The organism is Rhizobium sp. CNPSo 3670, from assembly GCF_057784555.1.
The window spans coordinates 42574-62337 of the sequence record NZ_JBXSOL010000019.1; the positions used below are offsets into that span (position 1 = coordinate 42574).

Below are 19764 nucleotides of genomic sequence, written 5' to 3' on the forward strand. Positions count from 1 at the left end.
GCGCCTCTTGCATTGAGTACCGCCCTCCTGGCCTTACCGGCTCTCATCGCCCGCAGGCATCTCGGAAGGCGAACCGAATAAAGCGCCGTACCGTCGGTACGGCGCTCGATCAAATCAGCTCGTGAAGGTGAACTGCTGCGGCATCGCAGGTCCCGGATTGGGCCAGGACCAGCTATCCGGCTGCTTCTCGGGAACATTGCGCAGATTATTGCGGATGATGCCGAAGCCGCCGACGGCGAGGCAAAGTCCGACAGTCTCGAATTCCTCCGCCGCGATGTCGAAGATCTGCTTCATGATTGCGCCGCGCTTGTCGAGATCGGCCGTCGAACGCGCTTCGTCGAACAGCTTCATGCGCTTCTTTTGGCTTTCCGGCGGCTCCTCGCCACGTGCACCGTTGGATGTGTACCAGAGCGTCCACGGAATGGCGTAACGCGAACCCTGCGGATGGAAGGCGAAGAAATCACGCGGGTCGAGCATCGGATCGAGACCACCCGGCCCCGGCCACACCTGCGCATCATGGGCATTGTCGTCGCCGCGGGTATAATAGAGCGCCCGCTCGATCGTATTGACCTTCATGTCGATGCCAATCTGCGACCAATGCGTCTTTACCAGCTCCAGGGCATCGACGAGATCGGGATAAAGCGTCGGAATGACGTCGACCGAGAAGAACACCTTTTGACCGTCCGGCCGAAGGCGGAAGCCGTCGGGCCCCTTTTTGTAGCCAGCCTGATCTAGCATCGCGCCGGCTTTATCGACGTCATATTCGGTGAATTGCCGAGCGTATTTCTCGTGATACCAGGGATGGGTGGGACGTGGCCCCGCCTGATAGGGCTCGCTTTGGCCGAAATAGACGATGTCGATCAGTTCCTGGCGATTGATGCCGATCGAGAGCGCCTGCCGGAACGATTTGTCGGCAAACATCTTGCGCAGGGCAGGATCTTTATGGGTGATGTTGAAATAGATCTGGCACTGCTGCGAGGCGGAAGGAACGAGCGTCAGCAGTCGATAATCGCCCTTCTGCATGTTCTGGGACAGCGTCGGCTTGTTCGCCAGCACGCTGATGTGACGTTCCTGGATATCGATCTTTCCGGAGATGACGTTCAGCATCAGCGATTCGACATCCTGCGAGATGCCGAAGTTGATCTCATCGATGTAGGGAAGCTGGTTGCCTGCTGTATCGACCTGCCAGAAATAGGGGTTCCGGGCCATGACGACGCGCGTGGCGCCGCCGACATAGGGCTCCTTGACGACCCAAGGATCGAGCGTCGGCTTGTCGACATTGCCCCAGCGCGTCGGGATCTCGATATCGCCGCAGCGGCTGCGGAAGAGCTCCGTCCAGCTGGTAACGCCAGCCTTCTTCGCATCGGCCTCGATGTTGGGATTGTACTTCGGCAAGAACTGGCTGCAGTAATGCTTCGGGAAGAGCGTCGGATGCTGGCCGAGCGGCGTGGCGAGATTTTCGAGATAAAGCGCGTTCGGCGCCGCGAAGGTGAACTTCACCGTATAATCGTCGATCTTCTCGACAATAACCGGCTTGCCGGCAACGGAGAGCTGCGACGGTGTCGCGCTGTAAAGTTCGGTGTTCTTGACGCAGTCTTCGATCGCAAAAACGATGTCGTCGGCCGTGAAGGGTTGGCCGTCGGACCAGCGCACACCTTCGATCAGATGGAAGGTGAATTGCGTCGCGTCGTCGCTGACCTCCCAGCGCTCGGCAAGGTTCGGCTGCACGGCGGTGAACTCCAGATTCCAGCGCACGAGGCTCTGGTTGCCGACCATGCGCAGGATGCCGTTGTGGTCGGATGAGCCGCGCAGGCCGCGGCGCAGCGTGCCGCCATAGGTGCCGACCTTCTCGAACGGCGTGACGACCATCGGCTTCTTCGGCAGGCGCTCGGTAAGAGGCGGCAGTTTGCCGTCTTTGACCAGCTGAGCCAGCGCAGGCGCTTCGCCGCCAGCCGCGAAGGCGCGACCGGCGATGGACAATGCTGCAGCACCAGCCATGCCGCCGAGAACGGCGCGGCGGGTGACACCGCGAGACAGAAATTCATTGGGCATCGATTCCTCCCCTTTATGCCGGTACAGGCTATTCCCGGCTGGTGCGGCGGGCTCCCGACCGCCATTTTGCGCCCTCCTCGGCGCTAGGACGAAACCATAGACACGTTCTCAAATGATTACAAGAGTTGACAGATAATTACAGATTCTATAGCGATACAATATCGAACCAGGCGCCAAGCCATTGGAAGTTCTACCGTGACTGGCAGATGAAGCTCAAGCTGTCAGATGCTGTAAACGGGTTTTATCACGGCCGGCGACGGGGCGACGCCATGCCGGCGCATGGTCTGGAAGGCATATCTGGCTTCTATTCGCCGGAAGAGCCGATGGGCGTGAATTTGCCACTTGGCGGGAGAGAAAAGAGCGATAATGTCGTTTGCAGTCGATGCCGTTTCGACCCGGGGCGCAACACGCTTCAGCGATATCATCTACGAGAAGATCGTGGAAATGATCGCGGACGGCCATTTTCCGGTTAACGAGCGGCTGCCGTCGGAAACAAGGCTAGCCGCCGATTTCGGCGCCTCAAGACCCGTCGTGCGTGAAGCGCTCGAACGCCTGAGGGCCGATGGTCTCGTCGTTTCACGCAAGGGCTCCGGTTCCTATGTCCGGCAACGGCCGGATTCGTCGATGCTGAAAATGGTTCCGGTCGGCTCGCTCGCCGATGTCCAGCGGTTCTTCGAATTCCGCGCCGGCCTCGAGGCCGAAGCTGCAGAGCTTGCCGCGCGAAACTGGCAGCCGGCCGACAAGGAGCGGATCACCGAGGCGCTTCTTGCCATCGAGCAATGTCTGAAGAACGGCGAACTCGGCGCCGACGAAGACCAGGCCCTGCACGATGCGATTGCGATGGCGACGGGCAATCAGTTTCACATCACCGTGCGCGAATGGTTCAAGCCGCATTTCGCCATCGGCCATTCCGTAACGCGAAGCCTGAGCCTGAAGCGGACCCCGGAGCAGATCCGCAGCGTCCAGGACGAGCATGCGGTGATCGTCGAGGCGATCTTCGCACGGCGGGAAACCGAAGCGCACGACGCGATGAAGAGACACATACTGAATGCGCGCGCCCGCATGTTCCAGGGGGTTTGAGCGACAATGGGAGGAACGACGATGAGACGGATCGCGATGACGGGCGCCGCCGGACGTGTCGGGACGCTGCTGCGCCCGTTTCTCCGGCAGCATTTCGAGCATCTCAGCCTCATCGACATTCATGAGCCCGAGGAACTGGCCGAGAATGAGAGCTTCGTCCGTGCCGATCTGTCGAAGCTCGACGAGGCCACGGCCGCTTTGCGCGGTGTCGACGGGGCCATTCATCTTGCCGGCATCGCCAGCGGAGTCGACATGAATGCCATTTTGCAGGCCAATGTGCTCGGGACGTACAATCTCTACGAGGCGGCTCGGATCAACAAGGTCGAGAGGATGGTCTACGCCTCGAGCAACCATGCCACGGGTTTTTACCCGCGCGGCCAAGTCATCTCGCCGCTCGATCCCATGCGGCCGGACAGCCCCTACGGACTGTCAAAATGCTGGGGCGAACTGGTGGCGGGTCTCTATTACGACACATCGGGCATCCGCTCCCTTTCCATCCGCATCGGCAACGCCGGCACCTACCCGAACAGCGAGCGCTCGATCGCGATCTGGATCAGCGCCCGCGATCTGGCGCAACTGGTGCTGATCGGCCTCACCCACCCGCAGATCGCCGCAACGGTTGTTTACGGCGTTTCCGATACCGACACGAAATGGTGGGACAATGATCTGGCGACACGGCTTGGTTACCAGCCGCAGGATCGGCCGCGTGATCACGCCCGTATCGAGGACCGAGCGGAGGGGCGGGTCGCCCTTGCATTCCAGGGCGGCGGTTTCTGCGAATTCAATCACGACGGCAACATCCGCATGCGCGATGCCGAGGGCCTCGTCAAAGACCTGGAGAAAATCTCGTGACGGCGCCCCGGCTCATCGAGCCGAAGGCTCGTTCGGTCCTGCAGCAACCGCTGACGGTCGGTGAATCGCCCGTGTGGGACGAGCAGACCGGCGCTCTCTGGCTCGTCGATATCCTCGCGCCGGCGGTGGTCCGGTGCTCGGCAGACGGCAAGGTGGAGCGCTTCGACATGCCTTCCGCGGCCGGTAGTCTTGGACTTTGCCGCGACGGCCGGATCGTTGTCGGCCTCCGGACCGGCGTCCATCTCTTCGATCCCGTGTCTCGTGATCTCCAATTTTTGTGCGATCCGGTCGGACGCGAGATGATCGGCCGCCTCAACGACGGCAAGGTTGGGCCGGATGGCCACTTCTGGGTCGGCTCGATCAGCGAGGCCAAGCCGCAGGTGAATGACGCGGCGCTCTTCCGTGTCGGGCCGGATGGCAGCACGCGGACCGCGGCAACGGGGCTGACGAGTTCCAACGGCCTTGCCTGGTCGCCGGACGGCCGGCGGATGTATCACTCCGACAGCCGGCAGTGCTTCCTCCAAGTCTTCGATTTCGATTCCGAGACGGGCGAACTCGGCGAGGCTCGGCAGCTGCGCAGTTTCACCGAAGAGCAAGGCCGTCCCGACGGGGCGACCACCGATCGCGACGGGTTCTATTGGAGTGCCGGCGTCTCTGCCGGTCGTCTCAACCGGATATCGCCCGAAGGCGAAATCGTCGAAATCTACATTCTGCCGGTCGCAGCGCCGACAATGCCGTGTTTCGGAGGGCCTGATTTCAGGACCCTCTACGTCACGAGCCTGTCGACAGACCGCACCGGACGTTTCGAGGCTGGCACGGTCATCGCCTTCGACGTGGATGCGGAGGGCCTGCCGCCTTTCCGCTTCGCCAAACAATCATCCTGATGGAAAGCGACGGGGGAGAAAAATGAGCATCGCGATCATGCGCAAGGCGCTCAGGGGCGTGTCGGGCGTTCCCGTCACGGCTTATGACGCCGGGGGCGAAGTCGAGCCCCGGATTACCGCGAAGGTTTATGAACGGGTAGCCGCGGCCGGCATTCACAACATCGTCGCAGCCGGCAATACCGGGGAATTCTATGCCCTGACGCCGCAGGAGATCCGGATCGTCCACGAGGCGGCGGTTTCAGGCGTCGACGGCCGCGCGCCGGTGACGGCGGCGATCGGCCGGTCGCTGCGCGAGGCGATAGGCATGGCCAGGGATGCAGCCGCGATCGGCGCCTCCGCCGTGATGTCGCATCAGCCCGTCGATCCTTTCGCGGCACCATCGGCCCAGATCGATTATTTCTGCAATCTCGCCGATGCTTCCCCCCTGCCGCTCGTCGCCTATGTCAGGGCCGAAGGTTTCAGCGTCGCCGAGATCGTCCGCCTCGCCAACCACGGCAATATTGCCGGCATCAAGTTCGCCACGACTGATCTGATGCTGCTGTCGCGGGCGATCCCCGCCGCCGATCCGAATGGCGCGCTATTCGTCTGCGGCCTGGCGGAGAGCTGGGCGCCGACATTCACCGCAGCCGGCGCGCGCGGCTTCACCTCAGGCCTCGTCAACGTCGCCCCGAAGCTTTCGCTCGCCGTCCACGAAGCGCTTGAGAAAGGCGATTTCGCCGCGGCGAGAGCGATCGTCAACAAGCTTGAACCCTTCGAGCGGATGCGCACCAAGTTCCGCAACGGCGCGAACGTCACCGTCGTCAAAGAGGCCGTCACCTATTCCGGCCTCGATGCTGGCCCGGTGCGCGTGCCGGGATTGACGCGGCTAGACGCGCAGGATCGCGACGAGCTGCATCGGCTGCTTCGCGGTTGGGAGGCCGAGGGCGACATTCAAACGGACTGGCGGGACGTCAAGGCAGCGGGCTGAATTCGAACATCATTCCCGCACCCCTATACGCATGGGCTGCCGGCTTCCCTGCCGAAGATCGAGTATCCGCCGGCCCGACTGCCGATCCTGAAGCGCGATCCCGATTTCGCAGTGGAGCCGCGTCGCCATCATGGAAACGGGTGAGATCGTCGAACAGGTCGATATTGAAGCCTTGTGAAAGGCGCGGTCGAACATCCCTATTCGCAACGCTTGCTGCGGGCGAGCCGTATGTATGGTCGGGTCTAGCTCTCCTCCTCTTCCAGAGAAAAGCTGGCAGTCCGCTTCAGCCTCAGTGCACAGTCCCCAATGGTCACCGCCCGCGTAGCTCCATAGTGCCCTCAGTTTTTTGTGAAGAGGTGCCGGCATCGAGAGACAACCAGAGTGACACTTGACCCGCGCACAATGTATCAATGCGATCATTACCGCGAAGCTGTCACCCGCTTCGATCAAAATTCTTATCGGGCGTATTCTCAGCCCCAATATTCGAAAGGCGTCATTCTCGTGCCTGCCCTCGTTCTTCCCAGCCGCCCTTTATCGCTTGCACCTGATGTGATCTCCACGCCGCGGGCTTACTTCTGGGCCACTCCCGTCATCGCGGCACTGGCGGTGTTTATAGTCACCTGGCAAGCGCCCGGCGTCATCAGGGATTTTCAGATCAGCCAAAATCCGTTGGCCCTTGAGAATGGTGACGTCCAAAGCGGGAGATGCACGACACGCAAGCTCTTCTTTACTGACTGTGAGGCGCGCCTCGTCTACAATTACGACGGCCGCAAATACGACACGGAAGCCGAAGTGATGTTCGTCGATTTTCATACCGGCGACTATGAAACCGGCGTGGTGATCTCGGCCGATCATCCGGAATTGGCGACAATGAGCCTCGGTCTTGACAAGCTCTGGAACCGGATCATAACCCTCACCGTATTTGCCCTGTTTCTTGGCAGCATGAGCCTTGGAACACTGTTCCAGGCCCTGCGGATATGGAGGGTCAAACGGCATCTGCGCCAGCCGGCGTTCTTGGATACCATACCGGTGGAAATTGCTGCGTTTCATCGCAAGCGCAACATTCTTTCCGTCACCTACAATGACAAGATCGCCAACGGTCGGACTGGTCGATCAGCCTACACCCAGATGAAGGGAGGTCAGGAGCCTTTGATTGTGGGGGAGGCAAACGGCAAAGCCGTGGGCTTGGCGGTCCGGCATGGCAGGACAGCGCTGCCAGTGCTTCTGGATGATCGTCTGCAGCGTATCGGGCTGACGGATGACGAGCGAAAGGTTGCGCTTGCGCAATTCTCCCAGCTCGGCGGTGGCCAGACTGTGCCGGTCTTGATCGGCAAGCGCGGAAAAACGATGTCAGTCGCGGGCCGGCTGCGGCTGTTTTTCGGCACCCTCCTCTTGATCCTGGCCGGCTTCATCGGTTTCTGGCTTTGGTATGTGACGAGTGCCAGCACACCTTTCCAGTCGCCGGGGATGGATATCAACAATCTCATGCCGACACCATTGAACAAATGGGGATGCATTCAATTGCGGAAGCGGTTCGGCCAGGATCGAGCTCCGTTCGGATGCGTTGCTGACGATTACACAAGCTGGAAATACTGAAGACAGGCCGGGCCTCCCGCTCGCGCTCAACCTGACGGACACTGGCGCAGTTTGGCCAGCATAGAGCGCCGTGCGTCCTTCGGACGCACGATGGACGCTCTAATACTATAGAACAACGCATCGTGTTTTCCGAAAACCGATTCCGCCTTTCGAACCTATGCGCTGATGCAGCGCAGGATGGTTGACATCGGCAGCGTTAGGGTCGAATCCGCACCTGGCCGCGCACGCGCGGCCGTTTTTGCGAGGATGCGAGAGATGAAGACGAAGGCGGCTGTCGCCAATGCCGGAAACCTGATCATGACGGGCGTCGTGCTGATGCTGCTCGGCGATCTGCTGTTTGCCCTGAATGATGCGATGGGCAAATGGCTGGTGGCAAGCTTTGCCGTCGGCCAGGTGCTGGTGATCCGCTCGGTCGGCGCCTTCATCGTCCTGGGGCCGATGATCCTGCGGCAAGGGCCAATGGCCCTCCTCCGCGTCGAGCAGAAAGGCTTGCAGTTCATGCGGGTCGTCCTGGCGACCGGCGATGTCGCGCTGTTCTACGCGGCCGTCGCCTATCTGCCGCTCGCCGATGTCATGACCTTCTATATGGCGGGGCCGATCTATATTGCGGCGCTCTCGCATTTCTTTCTCGGGGAAAAGATCGGCTGGCGCCGCTGGCTCGCCGTTCTGGTTGGCTTCGCCGGCGTCGTTATCGCACTGCGCCCTTCGACGGCGATGCTGTCGCTTCCCTCTCTCTTCGGCCTCGCCGGCAGCTTTTCCTTCGCGCTGTCACTGGTGATGAGCCGCTACCTTCGCTCGACCAGCGACACGACGCTGGTGACATGGCAAACGGTCGCCGCCCTTGCCACCGGCATCGTGCTCAGCATCGGCAACTGGCAGCCGGCAACATCAATCGATTGGGCCGGCATGCTGCTGCTCGGCATCGTCGCCACCTGCGCGCATCTGCTCATCACCCGCTCGCTCAAGCTCGCGCCGGCGTCGCTGCTGGCGCCGCTGCAATATACGCTGCTGCTCTGGGCGATCGTACTGGGCTACATCTTCTTCAATGACATTCCCGATGCGCAGATCATCGTCGGCGCCGCAATCATCGTCTTTGCCGGTCTTTTCATCTTCCACCGGAAGAACCTGAAGGAGACGGTGCCGTCGGAAGCCGTCCCCCCGGACGGGCACTGACAAACCGGATCGGCGTCTTGCCGGGAAGGATCATCTTGCTGGCGCCGTTCCGGCGGGCAAGGACCTAATATTCGACTGTCGTCAGCACGTAACACCCTTTTGTTTTGTCCGATACGGACTGGACAAGCGTCCTCGGTTCAAGACAGATTGTTCTGCCCGTCACGAGAGCCGCGTCTCCGGATAAATACGCCTTCTCGGCCCTCGTCACATGCCCGGGACATCGAATTCATCGATTGACCTTCAACCAAGGCTAGGAAGGCGTCATGAGTTTCAACAACAGCCAAAGTGCATCAAGATCTGCAGGCCGCGGACGGCGGCAAGCGCCCCTGCTCGTTCGCATAATGTTCTGGGCTGCAAAGGCTGTCTTCTGGTTAGCGTTTCTGCTGGCGACCATATGGGCCTCTCTCGCGCTATTTTATCGTCTGCCTGTTTCCCTGCCGATCCGACAGGTCGCAGCAGGAGTCCTCGCATCGGTCGGTGTAGCCGCGGCAGTTTCCATAATCTGGAAGCCACGCTCCTTGGTTATCCTTCCTTTCGTCCTATGCTTTGCAGGCATCGCCGTGTGGTGGAACTCAATCAAGCCGCCGGTGACGGCCGACTGGGCGGGAGACGTCGCCAGGCAGGTGACAGGCACGGTCAACGGCAACATCCTCACGCTGACCAATGTCAGAAATTTCACCTGGAAAACGGATGGCGGTTTTGTGGAGAAATGGAAGTCGCGCACCTACGACCTGAACACGCTCAGGAGCCTCGATTTGTTCATGTCATATTGGGCAGGGCCCGAGATGGCACACATGATCCTGAGTTTCGGGTTCGATGACGACCAATACCTGGCATGGTCGATCGAAGTGCGGAGGACGGCGGGGGGCAAATTCTCTCCGATCGGCGACCTCTTCAAAAGCAATCCCCTCGTCATCATCGCGGCCACCGAAAGCGACGTCATTCTTGTTCGATCCAACATACGCGGCGAGGACGTTCAGCTTTTTCGCATGGGCGTTCCGCCGGCCAATGCCACTCGCCTTCTCCTGCAATATGTGAGCGATGCGAACACGCTCGCCGAACACCCGCGCTTCTACAACTCGCTCACTACCAACTGCACCACGACTGCCGCCAAAATGATGCGGGCCGTCGGCGCTGCATTTCCGTTCGATTGGCGGCTGATCGTGAACGGTTACCTTCCGGAATTCGCCTATGACCGGAAAGCACTCGACATGAAGCTACCTTTTGAGTAGTTGAAAGCGGCGGCGCATATCGCCGCACGGGCAAAAGGTGCCGGCGCCTCCGACGATTTTTCGAAAGTGATCCGTGAGGGTGTGCCTTCACCGGGCGATTGAACAGCGCATCGGCCTGAAAATCCGAATCGATGGCATGATGCCGCCCGAAATCGCTGAGACATTCGCCGTCATGCCCTAATCCTCACCCCCGGGAGGCTCCCAGCCGAAGACGCTGCGGCCGCCGAAATCGGCGGATTGGCGGAATTCGCCGGCGATGATCTCTTTGAGATCGGGACCCGTGACATAGCGTTCCATCTGCCGCGATTGCTCGTCCAGGCGCTTCAGCGCCTGCAGCTCCTCTTCACGCCCGAGCCTGCCCTTCAGCACCGCCGATTTCATCACGCCGATCGTTTCGTCATAGACCTTGAGCGGTACCGGGAAGGGATGGCGATCCTTGCCGCCATGGGCGATCGAGAAGCGCGCCGGGTCGGAAAAACGGCAGGGCGCGCCGTGTACCACTTCCGCCACCATCGCCAGCGCCTTCACCGTCCGGGCGCCGACGCCTGGAACGAGGAGCAACTCCTGAAAATCCACCGGCCCGCGGTCGGCCGCTGCCGCCAGATTTCCATGCAGGCGACGCATGTGGACATCGCTCTCGCGCACGTCGTGATGAGCGGGCATGATGAGATGCGGCAGCATCGGCTGTGCAGCGGGTTCGGGCGCCGGCTCCTCCACACGCATCAGCGCGGCCGCCTCGCGGATGATTCTGTCGGGGCCGAGGGTCGCGAGCAGATCCAGCTGGCCGCGCCGCGAGCGCTCTGCGCGTTTGTCGGCGAGATTGACGATTTCGCCCTGACTTCTGCCTTCAATTGCTGCATGCGGCGAGTCGACGAAACTTTCGAGCCCTTCGGAGAGCCAGTGATAACGCCGCGCCTGCCGTCTGTCACCGTTCATGCCCTGCTGCACCACCACCCAATGGCCGTCATCGGCGACGATGAAGCCGTGAAGATAAAGGTCGAAGCCGTCCTGAAGCGCGGCGCTGTCGACCTTGGCGATGAGGCGGCTCGTCGTCGCAAGCCCCTCGCCGTCGAGACCGACGCGCTCGCCGATCGAGACGAGCTCCTGCGGGGTTCTGCGCGAATGCGCCCCGCGTCCGCCGCAGACATGCAGGCCGAGCTCACCGGCGCGCGGCTTCAGCCCGCGCTTCAATGCACCGAGAACGCTTGTCGTAATGCCGGAGGAATGCCAATCCATGCCCATGACCGCGCCGAAGGACTGGAACCAGAAAGGGTGGGCGAGCCGGCGCAGGAATTCATCGCGGCCATAATGATGAACGATTGCTTCTGTGATCAGCGTTCCCAGCCGCGTCATTCGGTCGCCAAGCCAATGCGGCACGCGTCCCCCGTGAAGGGGAAGGTCGGCACTGCCTGCTCGTCGTGACATTTCTTTTCCTACATTTTCTATGCCCGTCCGCCCCGGCAGCAGCGTCCTGATCGGAACCGCGCGAAATTTCAGGCGTTTGCATTCAGTCAAATCGCAGAGGCAAACATGACCGCATTTCAAACCATGTCCGATCAACCGTACCTAACCCGAACAAAAGCGCAACATCCGAGCGGCGAAAAAGAGGGATCTACGGCATTGCGGCTCCAGGGACGTGCGGACAAAGCCGCCTTTCTGATCAATGGCAACACATATTTCGCCGAAGTCTCGCGGGCGCTGCGGCAGGCCCGCCGCAATGTGTGGATCATTGGGTGGGATTTCCATCCCAATATTCGGATGGAGCCCGAAAAGTCCGACGAAACCTTGGCCGACCTGCTGCATGCGCTGGCAGCGGAAAATCCCGAGCTCGAAATTCGCATCCTTATCTGGGCGCTTGGGCCGATCTATTCGGACAAATCGATCGATCTGCTTCGAAAGAAGAATTTTCCCAGAAATGCCAGAATCGATTTGCGTTTTGCTCTTCAAGGGGCGCTGCGCGGCTGTCATCACCAGAAGCTCGTCTGCATCGACGACGCGGTCGCCTTCATCGGCGGCATAGACTTGACGGCACGACGATGGGATACGAGGCGCCATCGTGCCAGAGACAGGCTGCGGCGCGATCCCGAGGGCGCCCCTTACGACCCGCTCCACGACGTGCAGGCAATGGTCACGGGTGACGCCGCCCGGCTGATCGGCGATATCGCCAGGCGGCGCTGGGAGGAAGCCACCGGCGAAAAGCACCTGGCGCTCGCCGACAACATGCCGTTCGCCTGGCCGGATACCCTTTCCGTTTCGCTGCGGGACGTCCCTGTGGGTTTCGCCCTGACAGAGCCGGCGACCACCTGGCGTAGCGGCATCAGCGACGGCATCGCCTCGACCTTGGAGATCATCGCCCGAGCCCGGCGCCAGCTCTACATCGAGGCGCAATATCTCGCCTCCTTCCGGGTTGCCGACGCCATCGCCGCACGATTACAGGAAAGGGACGGGCCGGAGGTGGTCGTCATCTGCACGCGCAGCTCTCACGGACTGATCGAAAAGCTCGTCATGGGCGGCAATCGCGACCGTGTCATCCGCCGCCTCAAACGCGCCGATCGCGCCAACCGCCTGCGGGTCTACTACCCCGTCGTGCCCGGGCCGAAAGTGCCGGGGCCTGAAGCCCCCCGGCAGTCAGCGCAGGCGGACAGCGAAGTTGAGGTGCTCATCCATTCGAAACTGATGATCGCCGACGACGAGCTGGTCCGCATCGGCTCTTCCAATCTCAACAATCGTTCGGAAGGGCTTGATTCGGAATGCGATCTGCTGTTCGAGGCTGTAAACGCAGACCATCGTCGCGCCATTTCGGAGCTGCGCGATCGGCTGCTGGCGGAATATCTCGGGACGGCCCCCGAGACTTTTGCCGTCGCCTTCGGGCGAAGCGGCTCGATGATCGGGGCGATTGACGCGCTGAACGGCGGCGCTCGTGGCCTCAGGGAATTTGCCGTCGAATTGTCAGGCAGCATCTCGCCGATCACCGGCACCGCGATCTTCGACCCGGCCCGGCCCTTCCTCCTCTTACACCGACTGGGCCTCGGCGCTCTCGTCCGCCTCTTCACCCGCACGGCTTGAGCGCCGGAAGATGAGTTCGATGCTCAGGAGAAGCGTCGTGCCGAGCGCCAGCGGGATGAAAAAATAGGCGCAGCGGAAGGCGATCAGCGCACCGATCGACGCCTGCTGCGGCACGACATGGGAGACGGTCGCCTCCAGCACGCCGAGACCGCCGGGGACATGCGTCGCAAGGATCGCCGAATTGGCCAGCACGTAAGCCGTAACCGACCGGAAAAAAGCAACGTCGCCGAAGGTCGAAAGCATCTGGTGCAGGCAAGCGGACACCAGCATGAAGTTGACTGTCCCGACGCCCACCTGCGCCACGGCGATCGAAAAGCGTGGCAGTTGAAACGACCAGCGCCAAAGCCGCAGCTTGCCGCGGACGAAAAACGCCAGGCCCGCATAGACCACAGGCACGATCAGGGCCAGCACCCCGAAGATGCGGGCGCTTCCCGCATCGACGCGCATGAGGCGTGCCGCGTCGGAAGGATTAATGATCAGCGCAAGGCCGCCGAGCGTGACGAGCCCAAGTCCGACGGTGACGCCGCAAAACAGGATAATCTTCGCCACGTCCTCCGTCGTCAGCCCCCAGCGCGAATAGTACCGATAACGGAAGGCGCCGCTGCTCAGGCCGGCAAAGCCGATATTGTGGCCGAGCGAAAGGCTGATGAACGATGCCAGCACGATTTTGCGATAGGGCAAGGATTTGCCGAGCGAACGGATCGCCAGGAGATCAAAACAGCTGAGGCAGAGATAGGATGCCGCCACGAAGACGAGCGCCGTGAGGAACGTCGAAAGAGGAATGCTTCGAACCGATTGAACGATCTCATCGAGGCTATATTGTTGGAAGATCCGGTAGAGAAGAAAGACCGCAAGACAAAGGGCAGCCACGAGCAGTCCGTTCATGATAATGCTTTTCAGGCTCATCGATCATCCATTTTAAAAGTGCGGGCGACAGGCCCTATCATCCGGAACGATCAAATGAGTTCCGTGTTCCCCCGGGGGAAGAAAACCTCCCGCGCGATCAAGCTTCCAACGGGCCCATGCCGGATAAATCAATCAAATTGCTCACTTATAACGTGCACAGCTGCATCGGCAGCGACCGGAAACTCGATCCCGGCCGCATCGCTTCCGTCATCGCCGCGACGGAGGCAGATATCATTGCGCTTCAGGAGGTCGACGTCGGCAGGCGCAGGACCGGCGGCATCGACCAGGCGCACGTGATCGCTTCGCTCTTGAAGATGCAGGCGCATTTCCATCCGGCGCTGTCGATTGCCGAAGAACAGTACGGCGATGCGATCATCACCGCCCTTCCGACAGGCGCGATCAAGGCAGGCCCCCTGCCCTCCGTCGGCGAAGCCCGGGGCGCGCTTTCCGTCGAAGTCACGGCGGGCGACAGGAAGCTGCTCGTCGTCAACACCCATCTCGGCCTTCGCGGCCGCGAACGGATCCGGCAGATGACGACGCTGCTCAATTCCGGCTGGCTGCACGGCACGGCAGAAGCGCCCCTTCCTGCCGTCCTCTGCGGCGACTTCAACTCCATTCCCTCTTCCGCGAGCTACCGGCTCGCCGCGCGAACGCTGAAGGATGCGCAACTCACCGGGCCTGGCGCGCCGAGAGCGACCTTTCCCTCCCGCTATCCGCTGATGCGCCTCGACCACATCTTCGTCACCGACGACCTCGTCGTGAAAAAGGCGGTCGTTCTGGAAAACCGCCTGACGCGGATCGCCTCGGACCATCTTCCACTGCTGGCAGAAATCGGTTTTGCCTGATCGCTCCGCCGCGCCTGAGCGGCATGCCCTGATATGCGGTGGAAAACGACGTTGAACCCTTATCGGGGCTACATGTGAAACGGATATTTCACGCAATGGCGCACGTGTCGTTCGCGAAACGAGCGAAGTGCTCGACAGCATCTCCGCTAAAGTGGTCACCGCATCCGAGCAGAGATGACGCAGCAGAATGCCGCCATGGTCGCAGAAACCGGTGCGGCGCCGAAGGAACTTGCCGATGAGACCAGAACGCTTCTGCGGCTGATCGACCAGTTCCAGCTGGATGAAGCCAGCGCAGGCTGCGTTGCCGCCGCTTAGAGCGATGCTCCGTCTTGTTGCGATGCTCAAACGTGTGCGGGCGTCAGTGGCGGCTGTAGAGCGGCGGCGCCACGTCTTCCTCGGCGAGTTCCGGGTAGAGATGTCTGCGCGTGCGGGCGAGTGCTTCCGCCTCCCGGCGGTTCCGCTCCAGCAACGTGGCAGTAACGTCCTTGTACGGTTCGCCCTCCGATACGGCGACGCGGACAGTTCCGCCCTGCGAGAGGAAGTCGCAGAACGATCGTACCGAGCGAAGACGCGTCGTAATCTCGACATAGCGAGCGTCGTGTCCAGCCATGTTTGCCTCCGTTAAAATGGTAGATGTCACGAACACTTCGGCGAGATGATGGCGTCCCTTCCATGGTGAAGAAACCGACGCGCGATCTCACCCAAACCCATCCGTGCCTGCTGCCATCACCGCCGGGCGAGCTTTCGATTCATCGCAGCGACGGCCAAGGGTAACGCCGTTGTCACCACGCTTCCCCAAGGCAGCCGTCTCAGCCCCCTTGTGATGACGAAGGCACCCGCCATCGCGCCGGCGAGCTTCAGCCACGGTTGATCGCCGAGCTGGGCATGGGCGCTGGAATCAGCCCAACGGACGTTTTCGGTGACAACCGCCGCGGCCTGGCGTCTGATTCCATGAAGGCGAGCGCGAAGGATTTCGAGTTCCCACTTCAATTCCTGCAGTCGGCTTTCCAGGATCTGCTCCCCGGAAGTCGGCACCGATTCTGCCACGTGATTTTCGGGCGGTGCTGACGCATCTCCGCCCAATGTGGCAAAGTAGGCGCGGTATTCGGCCTCGCTCGCGAACCCCTCACGCCGAACGAGATCCGGATTGATGGTTGGTTCTTCTCCATTCGGCATTGAAGCGGCGGCATCGCCGCGATCATTTTCGGCGCCGAAGGCGGCGGCCTCATCCTTGATCATGATGCGTCTCCCATTGGTTCCTTTCGGCAGAACGTTCGATGGTTCAAATTGATCCGTCCGCCGTCAGGCTGGCGGCCATCCGCATCGCGGCTGTCACCGGGACGCCGCGCTGAAGCGCTCAGGGCGGAAGTCGGAAAGCAGCGGATGGCGGCGGCCCATGGCGATCTCGTCCGCCAGCAGTTCGCCGGCGATCAGGCCAAGGGTGGCGCCGCTATGGCTGAAGGCGACGAAATAACCCGGAATCGATGACAGCTCGCCGAAAACCGGCTCGCCATCACCCGGAATCGGTTTCGGACCGACCCCATAATCTTCGATCTCAAGGACCGGATTGCCTTCGAGGACTCTCGACGCCTCTCGCAGCAGTCCCTGCAGCGTCGATTGCCTGACATTGTAGCTGCCGTCGGGGTTGGCGCTCACCTCTTCCTCCGACCAGGCGGAATCGAGTGCGAAGCCGCCATTGGGCATCGGTCGAATGGCGATGCGCGGGGTGTTGAGCACGGCCTTCAGCGGGTGGCTGATCGGCTTTGTCCTGACAAGAAGGGCGATGGGTGTCGAATCCTCGATCTGCTGGCCAGCCTCAGCAACAATTGCGGGAACCTTGCTGCCTGCAGCAAGTAGCACGGCGTCGGCGTCGTAACGCGCGCCGTCCGCCGTGATTACGCCGTGGGCGCGCCCGTTGCTGACATCGACCGCCGCGCGTCCGGCATCCGTGATGATCTCGCCGCCAAGCGCACGGAATTCTTCCGCAAGCCTGCCGATCAGAGATGGAAGATCGACCCACCCCTCCCCCGGGTTGAAGATTGCGCCTTGCGGCGTCACAGCGCTCGGGTCGACGCCGGGCGTCACCGCAGCGATCTTCTCCGGGGTGAGCCATTGAGCGTGATAGCCGAGGTCACGTTCATGGTCGAAGATTTCGGCGATCTCATTGCTGGCGTCGTCCGCATCCCAGGTCAGCCCGCCGTCAAAGCGCAGCCATGAGGCATCGGGGTATCGAGCAGCCAGCGTGCGATAGCGGTCAATGCCTGCCAGACGCAGCCGGTGATAGGCATCGGAGCGTTTTCGCGCCGAGTTCAGCCAAGCGAGAGATCGGCCGGAGGCACCGTTGGCAAGCGCGCCGTCATTGACAAGCAGTGTATCAACCCCGAGTCGAGCCAAATGGAGCGCAGTCGAGACGCCGAAAATCCCGCCGCCGACGACAACGACCTTCGAAGGTTTGGTGTAAGCATTCATGTCGGGTACCCTATTCCTGCTCTTGTTTGATCGAACCGAATTGCGCGCGTTGAAGGCCTGGCGCCTCAGAGAACTTCCGCAAGGAAGCGCTTCAGCCGCTCGCTTTGCGGATTGTCGAAAATCTGCTGCGGCGAGCCGGCTTCGATGATACGGCCCTCGTCCATGAAGACCACTTGGTCGGCCACGCGGCGGGCAAATCCCATCTCATGCGTCACGACGGCCATGGTCATGCCCTGACGGCCGAGCGTCGCCATCAGGTCGAGCACGCCCTTCACCAATTCGGGATCTAGCGCGCTCGTCACCTCGTCGAACAGGATGACCTCCGGATCCATGGCCAGCGCCCGAGCGATCGCGACGCGCTGCTGCTGCCCGCCGGAAAGGCCCGCCGGCCGGTGATCTCCGCGCGCGGCCAGACCGACATCGGCCAGGCGCGCCTCGGCGACGCGTCGCGCCTGCTGCCTCGGCATCTTTTTGATCTTCGTCAGCGCAAGCATGACGTTTTCGAGAGCGGTGTGATCGGGAAACAGGTTGAAGTGCTGGAACACCATGCCGACCCGGCGACGAAGCTTTTCCGGCCTTATTGTCAGGATGCTTTCGCCGTCGAGCCGTATGTCGCCACCCTTCGGCTCGACAAGCCTGTTCATGCAACGCAGCAGCGTTGATTTTCCTGAGCCGGAAGGGCCGATGATGCAAGTGACGGTTCCGGCGGGGATATCGAGATCGACACCCTTGAGTACCTCGAACTCGCCGTAGGACATGCTCAAATCCCGGATTTGCAGGGTACCGCCCCTGAAATGCCGGTGATCGCAGCTCGCGACGTCGACGATGGAGTGGGGACCGGCTGCCGCCGCAAGCTCGCTCACCTCGACCAATCCGCTCGCAGGACTGGGACCGCGCCCCTGCTTACCCAATCGCAGCCTCGCATCGATATAATTGACGAAATGGGTCAGCGGCACGGTGATCACGAGGTAGAAAACGCCTGCCAGCAGCAGCGGCGACAGATTGCCGGTCACCACCGCCTGGTCTTGCCCAACGCGGAATATCTCCCGCTCGGAGGCGAGCAATCCGAGGAAATAAACGAGGCTCGAATCCTTGACGTTGCCGATGAACTGGTTGACCAGCGCCGGCAGTACGCGCCTGATGCCCTGCGGTATGACGATCAGGCGCATGCCTTGCCCGTAGCTCATGCTGAGCGCCCGGCAGGCCTCCATCTGCCCACGCTCGACGCTTTGGATGCCCGAGCGAAAGATTTCGCCGATATAAGCGCCGGCGATCAGGCTGAGCGCAAGAATTCCCAGCGGGAACGGAGAGGGACCGAAGATATCGCGTCCGATCCGGGCAAAGCCCTGGCCGATGATCAGGATCGTGACGATCGCCGGCAGCCCGCGAAAGATATCTGTATAGATGCGCGCCGGGAGCCGCAGCCACCGAGATTGAGAGATACCCATCACGGCAAGAACCATGCCGATGATGACGCCGAGCACGGTCGAAGCCGCGGCCAGGATCAAAGTATTCTTCAGGCCGACATTGATCATGCTCGGCAGCACGTCCGCCATCGCCTCCCAGTCGAGGAAGCTGCGGCGCAGATTCTCAAGCCAATTCATAAAAATCCCCATCGAAGCCCTTGCCGGGCGTGCCGCCATCGAGGTCAGCCGCCCGTTTTTGACGGACGGCTCGCGGCCTCACTTCTTGGGGAGATATTGATCCGGCATCGGCGAGCCCGGGAACCACTTCTCATAGAGGGTCTTCCAGGTGCCGTCCTGCATTGCCTCGTGAAGGGCGCCGTTCAGTGCCGTGCGGAACGTATCGTTGCCCTTCCTGATCACAAAGCCCGCCGGCGCATCGAAGGACGGGATGTTGACGGCGACTTTCAGCGCAGGATAGCGCTCACCATATTGTTTGGCCGCCTCGTAGTCGAGGAAATGCGCATCGATCGTGCCGTTGTTGAGTGCGGCGACGGCGGAATTGTTGTCGGGAAATTTCACGAGATCGGTCTCGCCAAAATTCTTGGCGGCGTAGACTTCCTGCAAGGTTCCCTGCACGACGCCGAGCCGCTTGCCCTTCAGCCCGGCCGCGTCCTTGATGGCGGCGTCCGACGTCAGCACCGAGAGATAACCGGCGAGATAGCCGTCGGAGAAGTCGACGGTCTTCTTGCGGGCTTCGGTGGTTCCGATCGCGGCGACGGCAACGTCGAACCGCTCGTTGGCAACCGATGGCAGCAGGGCGGAAAATTCCTGGCCGGTGAAAGTCACCTTGTCCTTCGCAAAGCCGAGCCGGGACACGACGTTGAGAAACAGTTCGATGTCGAAACCGGTAAACTGGCCATCCGCGGTCGCGAATGTATAGGGCTTGGCATCGCCCATCGTGCCGACGCTAATGACGCCGGGCTCGATCAGATTGTAGGGATTGTCGGCCGCTGCTGCGAAGCCGACTCCCATCGCCAGAAAGCAGGCCGCGAGACCGGCTTGCAGAGGCGCAATGACTGCCGGAAGTGATTCAAAAAACTTCATGTTCGTTCTCCGCTCCGAAGGAATGCTCTTGTCGGCATTAGCTGTTTATCCGCACTTGCCGCCGTTCTGCAGCAAGACTGTCCGCAAAGATACCGGTCTCCAATAAAAAGAGACCGGTCTCACAACAGATTT

Annotated in this window: 17 protein-coding genes and 2 pseudogenes; 11 read left to right on the forward strand and 8 right to left on the reverse strand. The window is 61.3% G+C overall.

Translation table 11 applies throughout. The features are described from left to right. Positions 1-114: 114 nt before the first annotated feature. A complete protein-coding gene (locus tag AC13QO_RS19945; protein WP_488541607.1) occupies positions 115-2052 on the reverse strand; it encodes an ABC transporter substrate-binding protein in 1938 nt (645 codons plus the stop codon). A gap of 366 nt (positions 2053-2418) precedes the next feature. Here AC13QO_RS19945 and AC13QO_RS19950 point away from each other — a divergent pair, with 366 nt between their 5' ends. From AC13QO_RS19950 to AC13QO_RS19985, 8 genes and pseudogenes are all read left to right on the forward strand, one after another. After that, the gene (locus AC13QO_RS19950; RefSeq protein WP_085781656.1) at positions 2419-3132 is read left to right on the forward strand and encodes a FadR/GntR family transcriptional regulator; all 714 of its coding nucleotides are present in this window, start codon (positions 2419-2421) and stop codon (positions 3130-3132) included. A 21-nt stretch (positions 3133-3153) separates the two neighbouring features. Continuing rightward, a complete protein-coding gene (locus tag AC13QO_RS19955) occupies positions 3154-3984 on the forward strand; it encodes an NAD-dependent epimerase/dehydratase family protein (RefSeq protein WP_085781657.1) in 831 nt (276 codons plus the stop codon). Continuing rightward, entirely contained in the window at positions 3981-4868 is an 888-nt protein-coding gene (locus AC13QO_RS19960; RefSeq protein WP_085781658.1) for an SMP-30/gluconolactonase/LRE family protein, read from the forward strand. Before AC13QO_RS19955 ends, AC13QO_RS19960 begins: the two co-directional genes overlap by 4 nt. A 22-nt stretch (positions 4869-4890) precedes the next feature. Further along, on the forward strand, positions 4891-5835 hold the full coding sequence (locus tag AC13QO_RS19965) for a dihydrodipicolinate synthase family protein (protein ID WP_085781659.1): 945 nt from the start codon (positions 4891-4893) through the stop codon (positions 5833-5835). A 115-nt stretch (positions 5836-5950) separates the two neighbouring features. Next, positions 5951-6081: pseudogene (locus AC13QO_RS19970) on the forward strand (ABC transporter ATP-binding protein); the annotation flags it as partial. Between the two features lie 255 nt (positions 6082-6336). Beyond that, positions 6337-7431 (forward strand): hypothetical protein, encoded by a 1095-nt coding sequence (locus tag AC13QO_RS19975; protein WP_085782055.1) that lies wholly within the window; start codon positions 6337-6339, stop codon positions 7429-7431. A 255-nt stretch (positions 7432-7686) separates the two neighbouring features. After that, positions 7687-8604 (forward strand): DMT family transporter, encoded by a 918-nt coding sequence (locus tag AC13QO_RS19980; protein ID WP_085782056.1) that lies wholly within the window; start codon positions 7687-7689, stop codon positions 8602-8604. Positions 8605-8945: 341 nt separating this feature from the next. Beyond that, positions 8946-9938 (forward strand): annotated as a pseudogene (locus tag AC13QO_RS19985) (Lnb N-terminal periplasmic domain-containing protein). A gap of 75 nt (positions 9939-10013) precedes the next feature. On the opposite strand, the gene AC13QO_RS19990 reads toward AC13QO_RS19985, so the two are convergent. Continuing rightward, positions 10014-11261 carry a DUF763 domain-containing protein gene (locus AC13QO_RS19990; protein ID WP_097600576.1) on the reverse strand — a complete coding sequence of 416 codons (1248 nt, stop codon included), beginning with the start codon at positions 11259-11261 and terminating at the stop codon, positions 10014-10016. A 105-nt stretch (positions 11262-11366) separates the two neighbouring features. Here AC13QO_RS19990 and AC13QO_RS19995 point away from each other — a divergent pair, with 105 nt between their 5' ends. Then, positions 11367-12902 carry a phospholipase D-like domain-containing protein gene (locus AC13QO_RS19995; RefSeq protein ID WP_085781661.1) on the forward strand — a complete coding sequence of 512 codons (1536 nt, stop codon included), beginning with the start codon at positions 11367-11369 and terminating at the stop codon, positions 12900-12902. Here AC13QO_RS19995 and AC13QO_RS20000 read toward each other — a convergent pair. Then, the gene (locus AC13QO_RS20000; protein WP_488541608.1) at positions 12849-13808 is read right to left on the reverse strand and encodes a lysylphosphatidylglycerol synthase domain-containing protein; all 960 of its coding nucleotides are present in this window, start codon (positions 13806-13808) and stop codon (positions 12849-12851) included. The two genes, AC13QO_RS19995 and AC13QO_RS20000, sit on opposite strands and share 54 nt — an antisense overlap. A gap of 116 nt (positions 13809-13924) precedes the next feature. Between AC13QO_RS20000 and AC13QO_RS20005 the strand changes: the two genes are divergently transcribed. Further along, a complete protein-coding gene (locus tag AC13QO_RS20005; protein ID WP_085781663.1) occupies positions 13925-14653 on the forward strand; it encodes an endonuclease/exonuclease/phosphatase family protein in 729 nt (242 codons plus the stop codon). A 174-nt stretch (positions 14654-14827) separates the two neighbouring features. After that, a complete protein-coding gene (locus AC13QO_RS20010; RefSeq protein ID WP_245362257.1) occupies positions 14828-14968 on the forward strand; it encodes a hypothetical protein in 141 nt (46 codons plus the stop codon). A gap of 43 nt (positions 14969-15011) precedes the next feature. Here the strand turns inward: AC13QO_RS20010 and AC13QO_RS20015 are convergent, their stop codons facing one another. The 5 genes from AC13QO_RS20015 to AC13QO_RS20035 all read right to left on the reverse strand — a co-directional run bounded on the left by AC13QO_RS20015 (position 15012) and on the right by AC13QO_RS20035 (position 19632). Further along, positions 15012-15263, reverse strand: a complete 252-nt coding sequence (locus AC13QO_RS20015) for a hypothetical protein (protein WP_085781664.1) — start codon at positions 15261-15263, stop codon at positions 15012-15014. 116 nt (positions 15264-15379) lie between these two features. Further along, entirely contained in the window at positions 15380-15892 is a 513-nt protein-coding gene (locus AC13QO_RS20020; RefSeq protein ID WP_085781665.1) for a hypothetical protein, read from the reverse strand. Positions 15893-15985: 93 nt separating this feature from the next. Then, positions 15986-17122 carry an NAD(P)/FAD-dependent oxidoreductase gene (locus AC13QO_RS20025; RefSeq protein ID WP_085781666.1) on the reverse strand — a complete coding sequence of 379 codons (1137 nt, stop codon included), beginning with the start codon at positions 17120-17122 and terminating at the stop codon, positions 15986-15988. Between the two features lie 65 nt (positions 17123-17187). Further along, on the reverse strand, positions 17188-18726 hold the full coding sequence (locus AC13QO_RS20030; protein WP_085782057.1) for an amino acid ABC transporter permease/ATP-binding protein: 1539 nt from the start codon (positions 18724-18726) through the stop codon (positions 17188-17190). 78 nt (positions 18727-18804) lie between these two features. After that, complete coding sequence (locus AC13QO_RS20035) at positions 18805-19632, reverse strand: ABC transporter substrate-binding protein (protein WP_085781667.1); 828 nt, start codon at positions 19630-19632, stop codon at positions 18805-18807. Between the last annotated feature and the right edge of the window lie 132 nt (positions 19633-19764).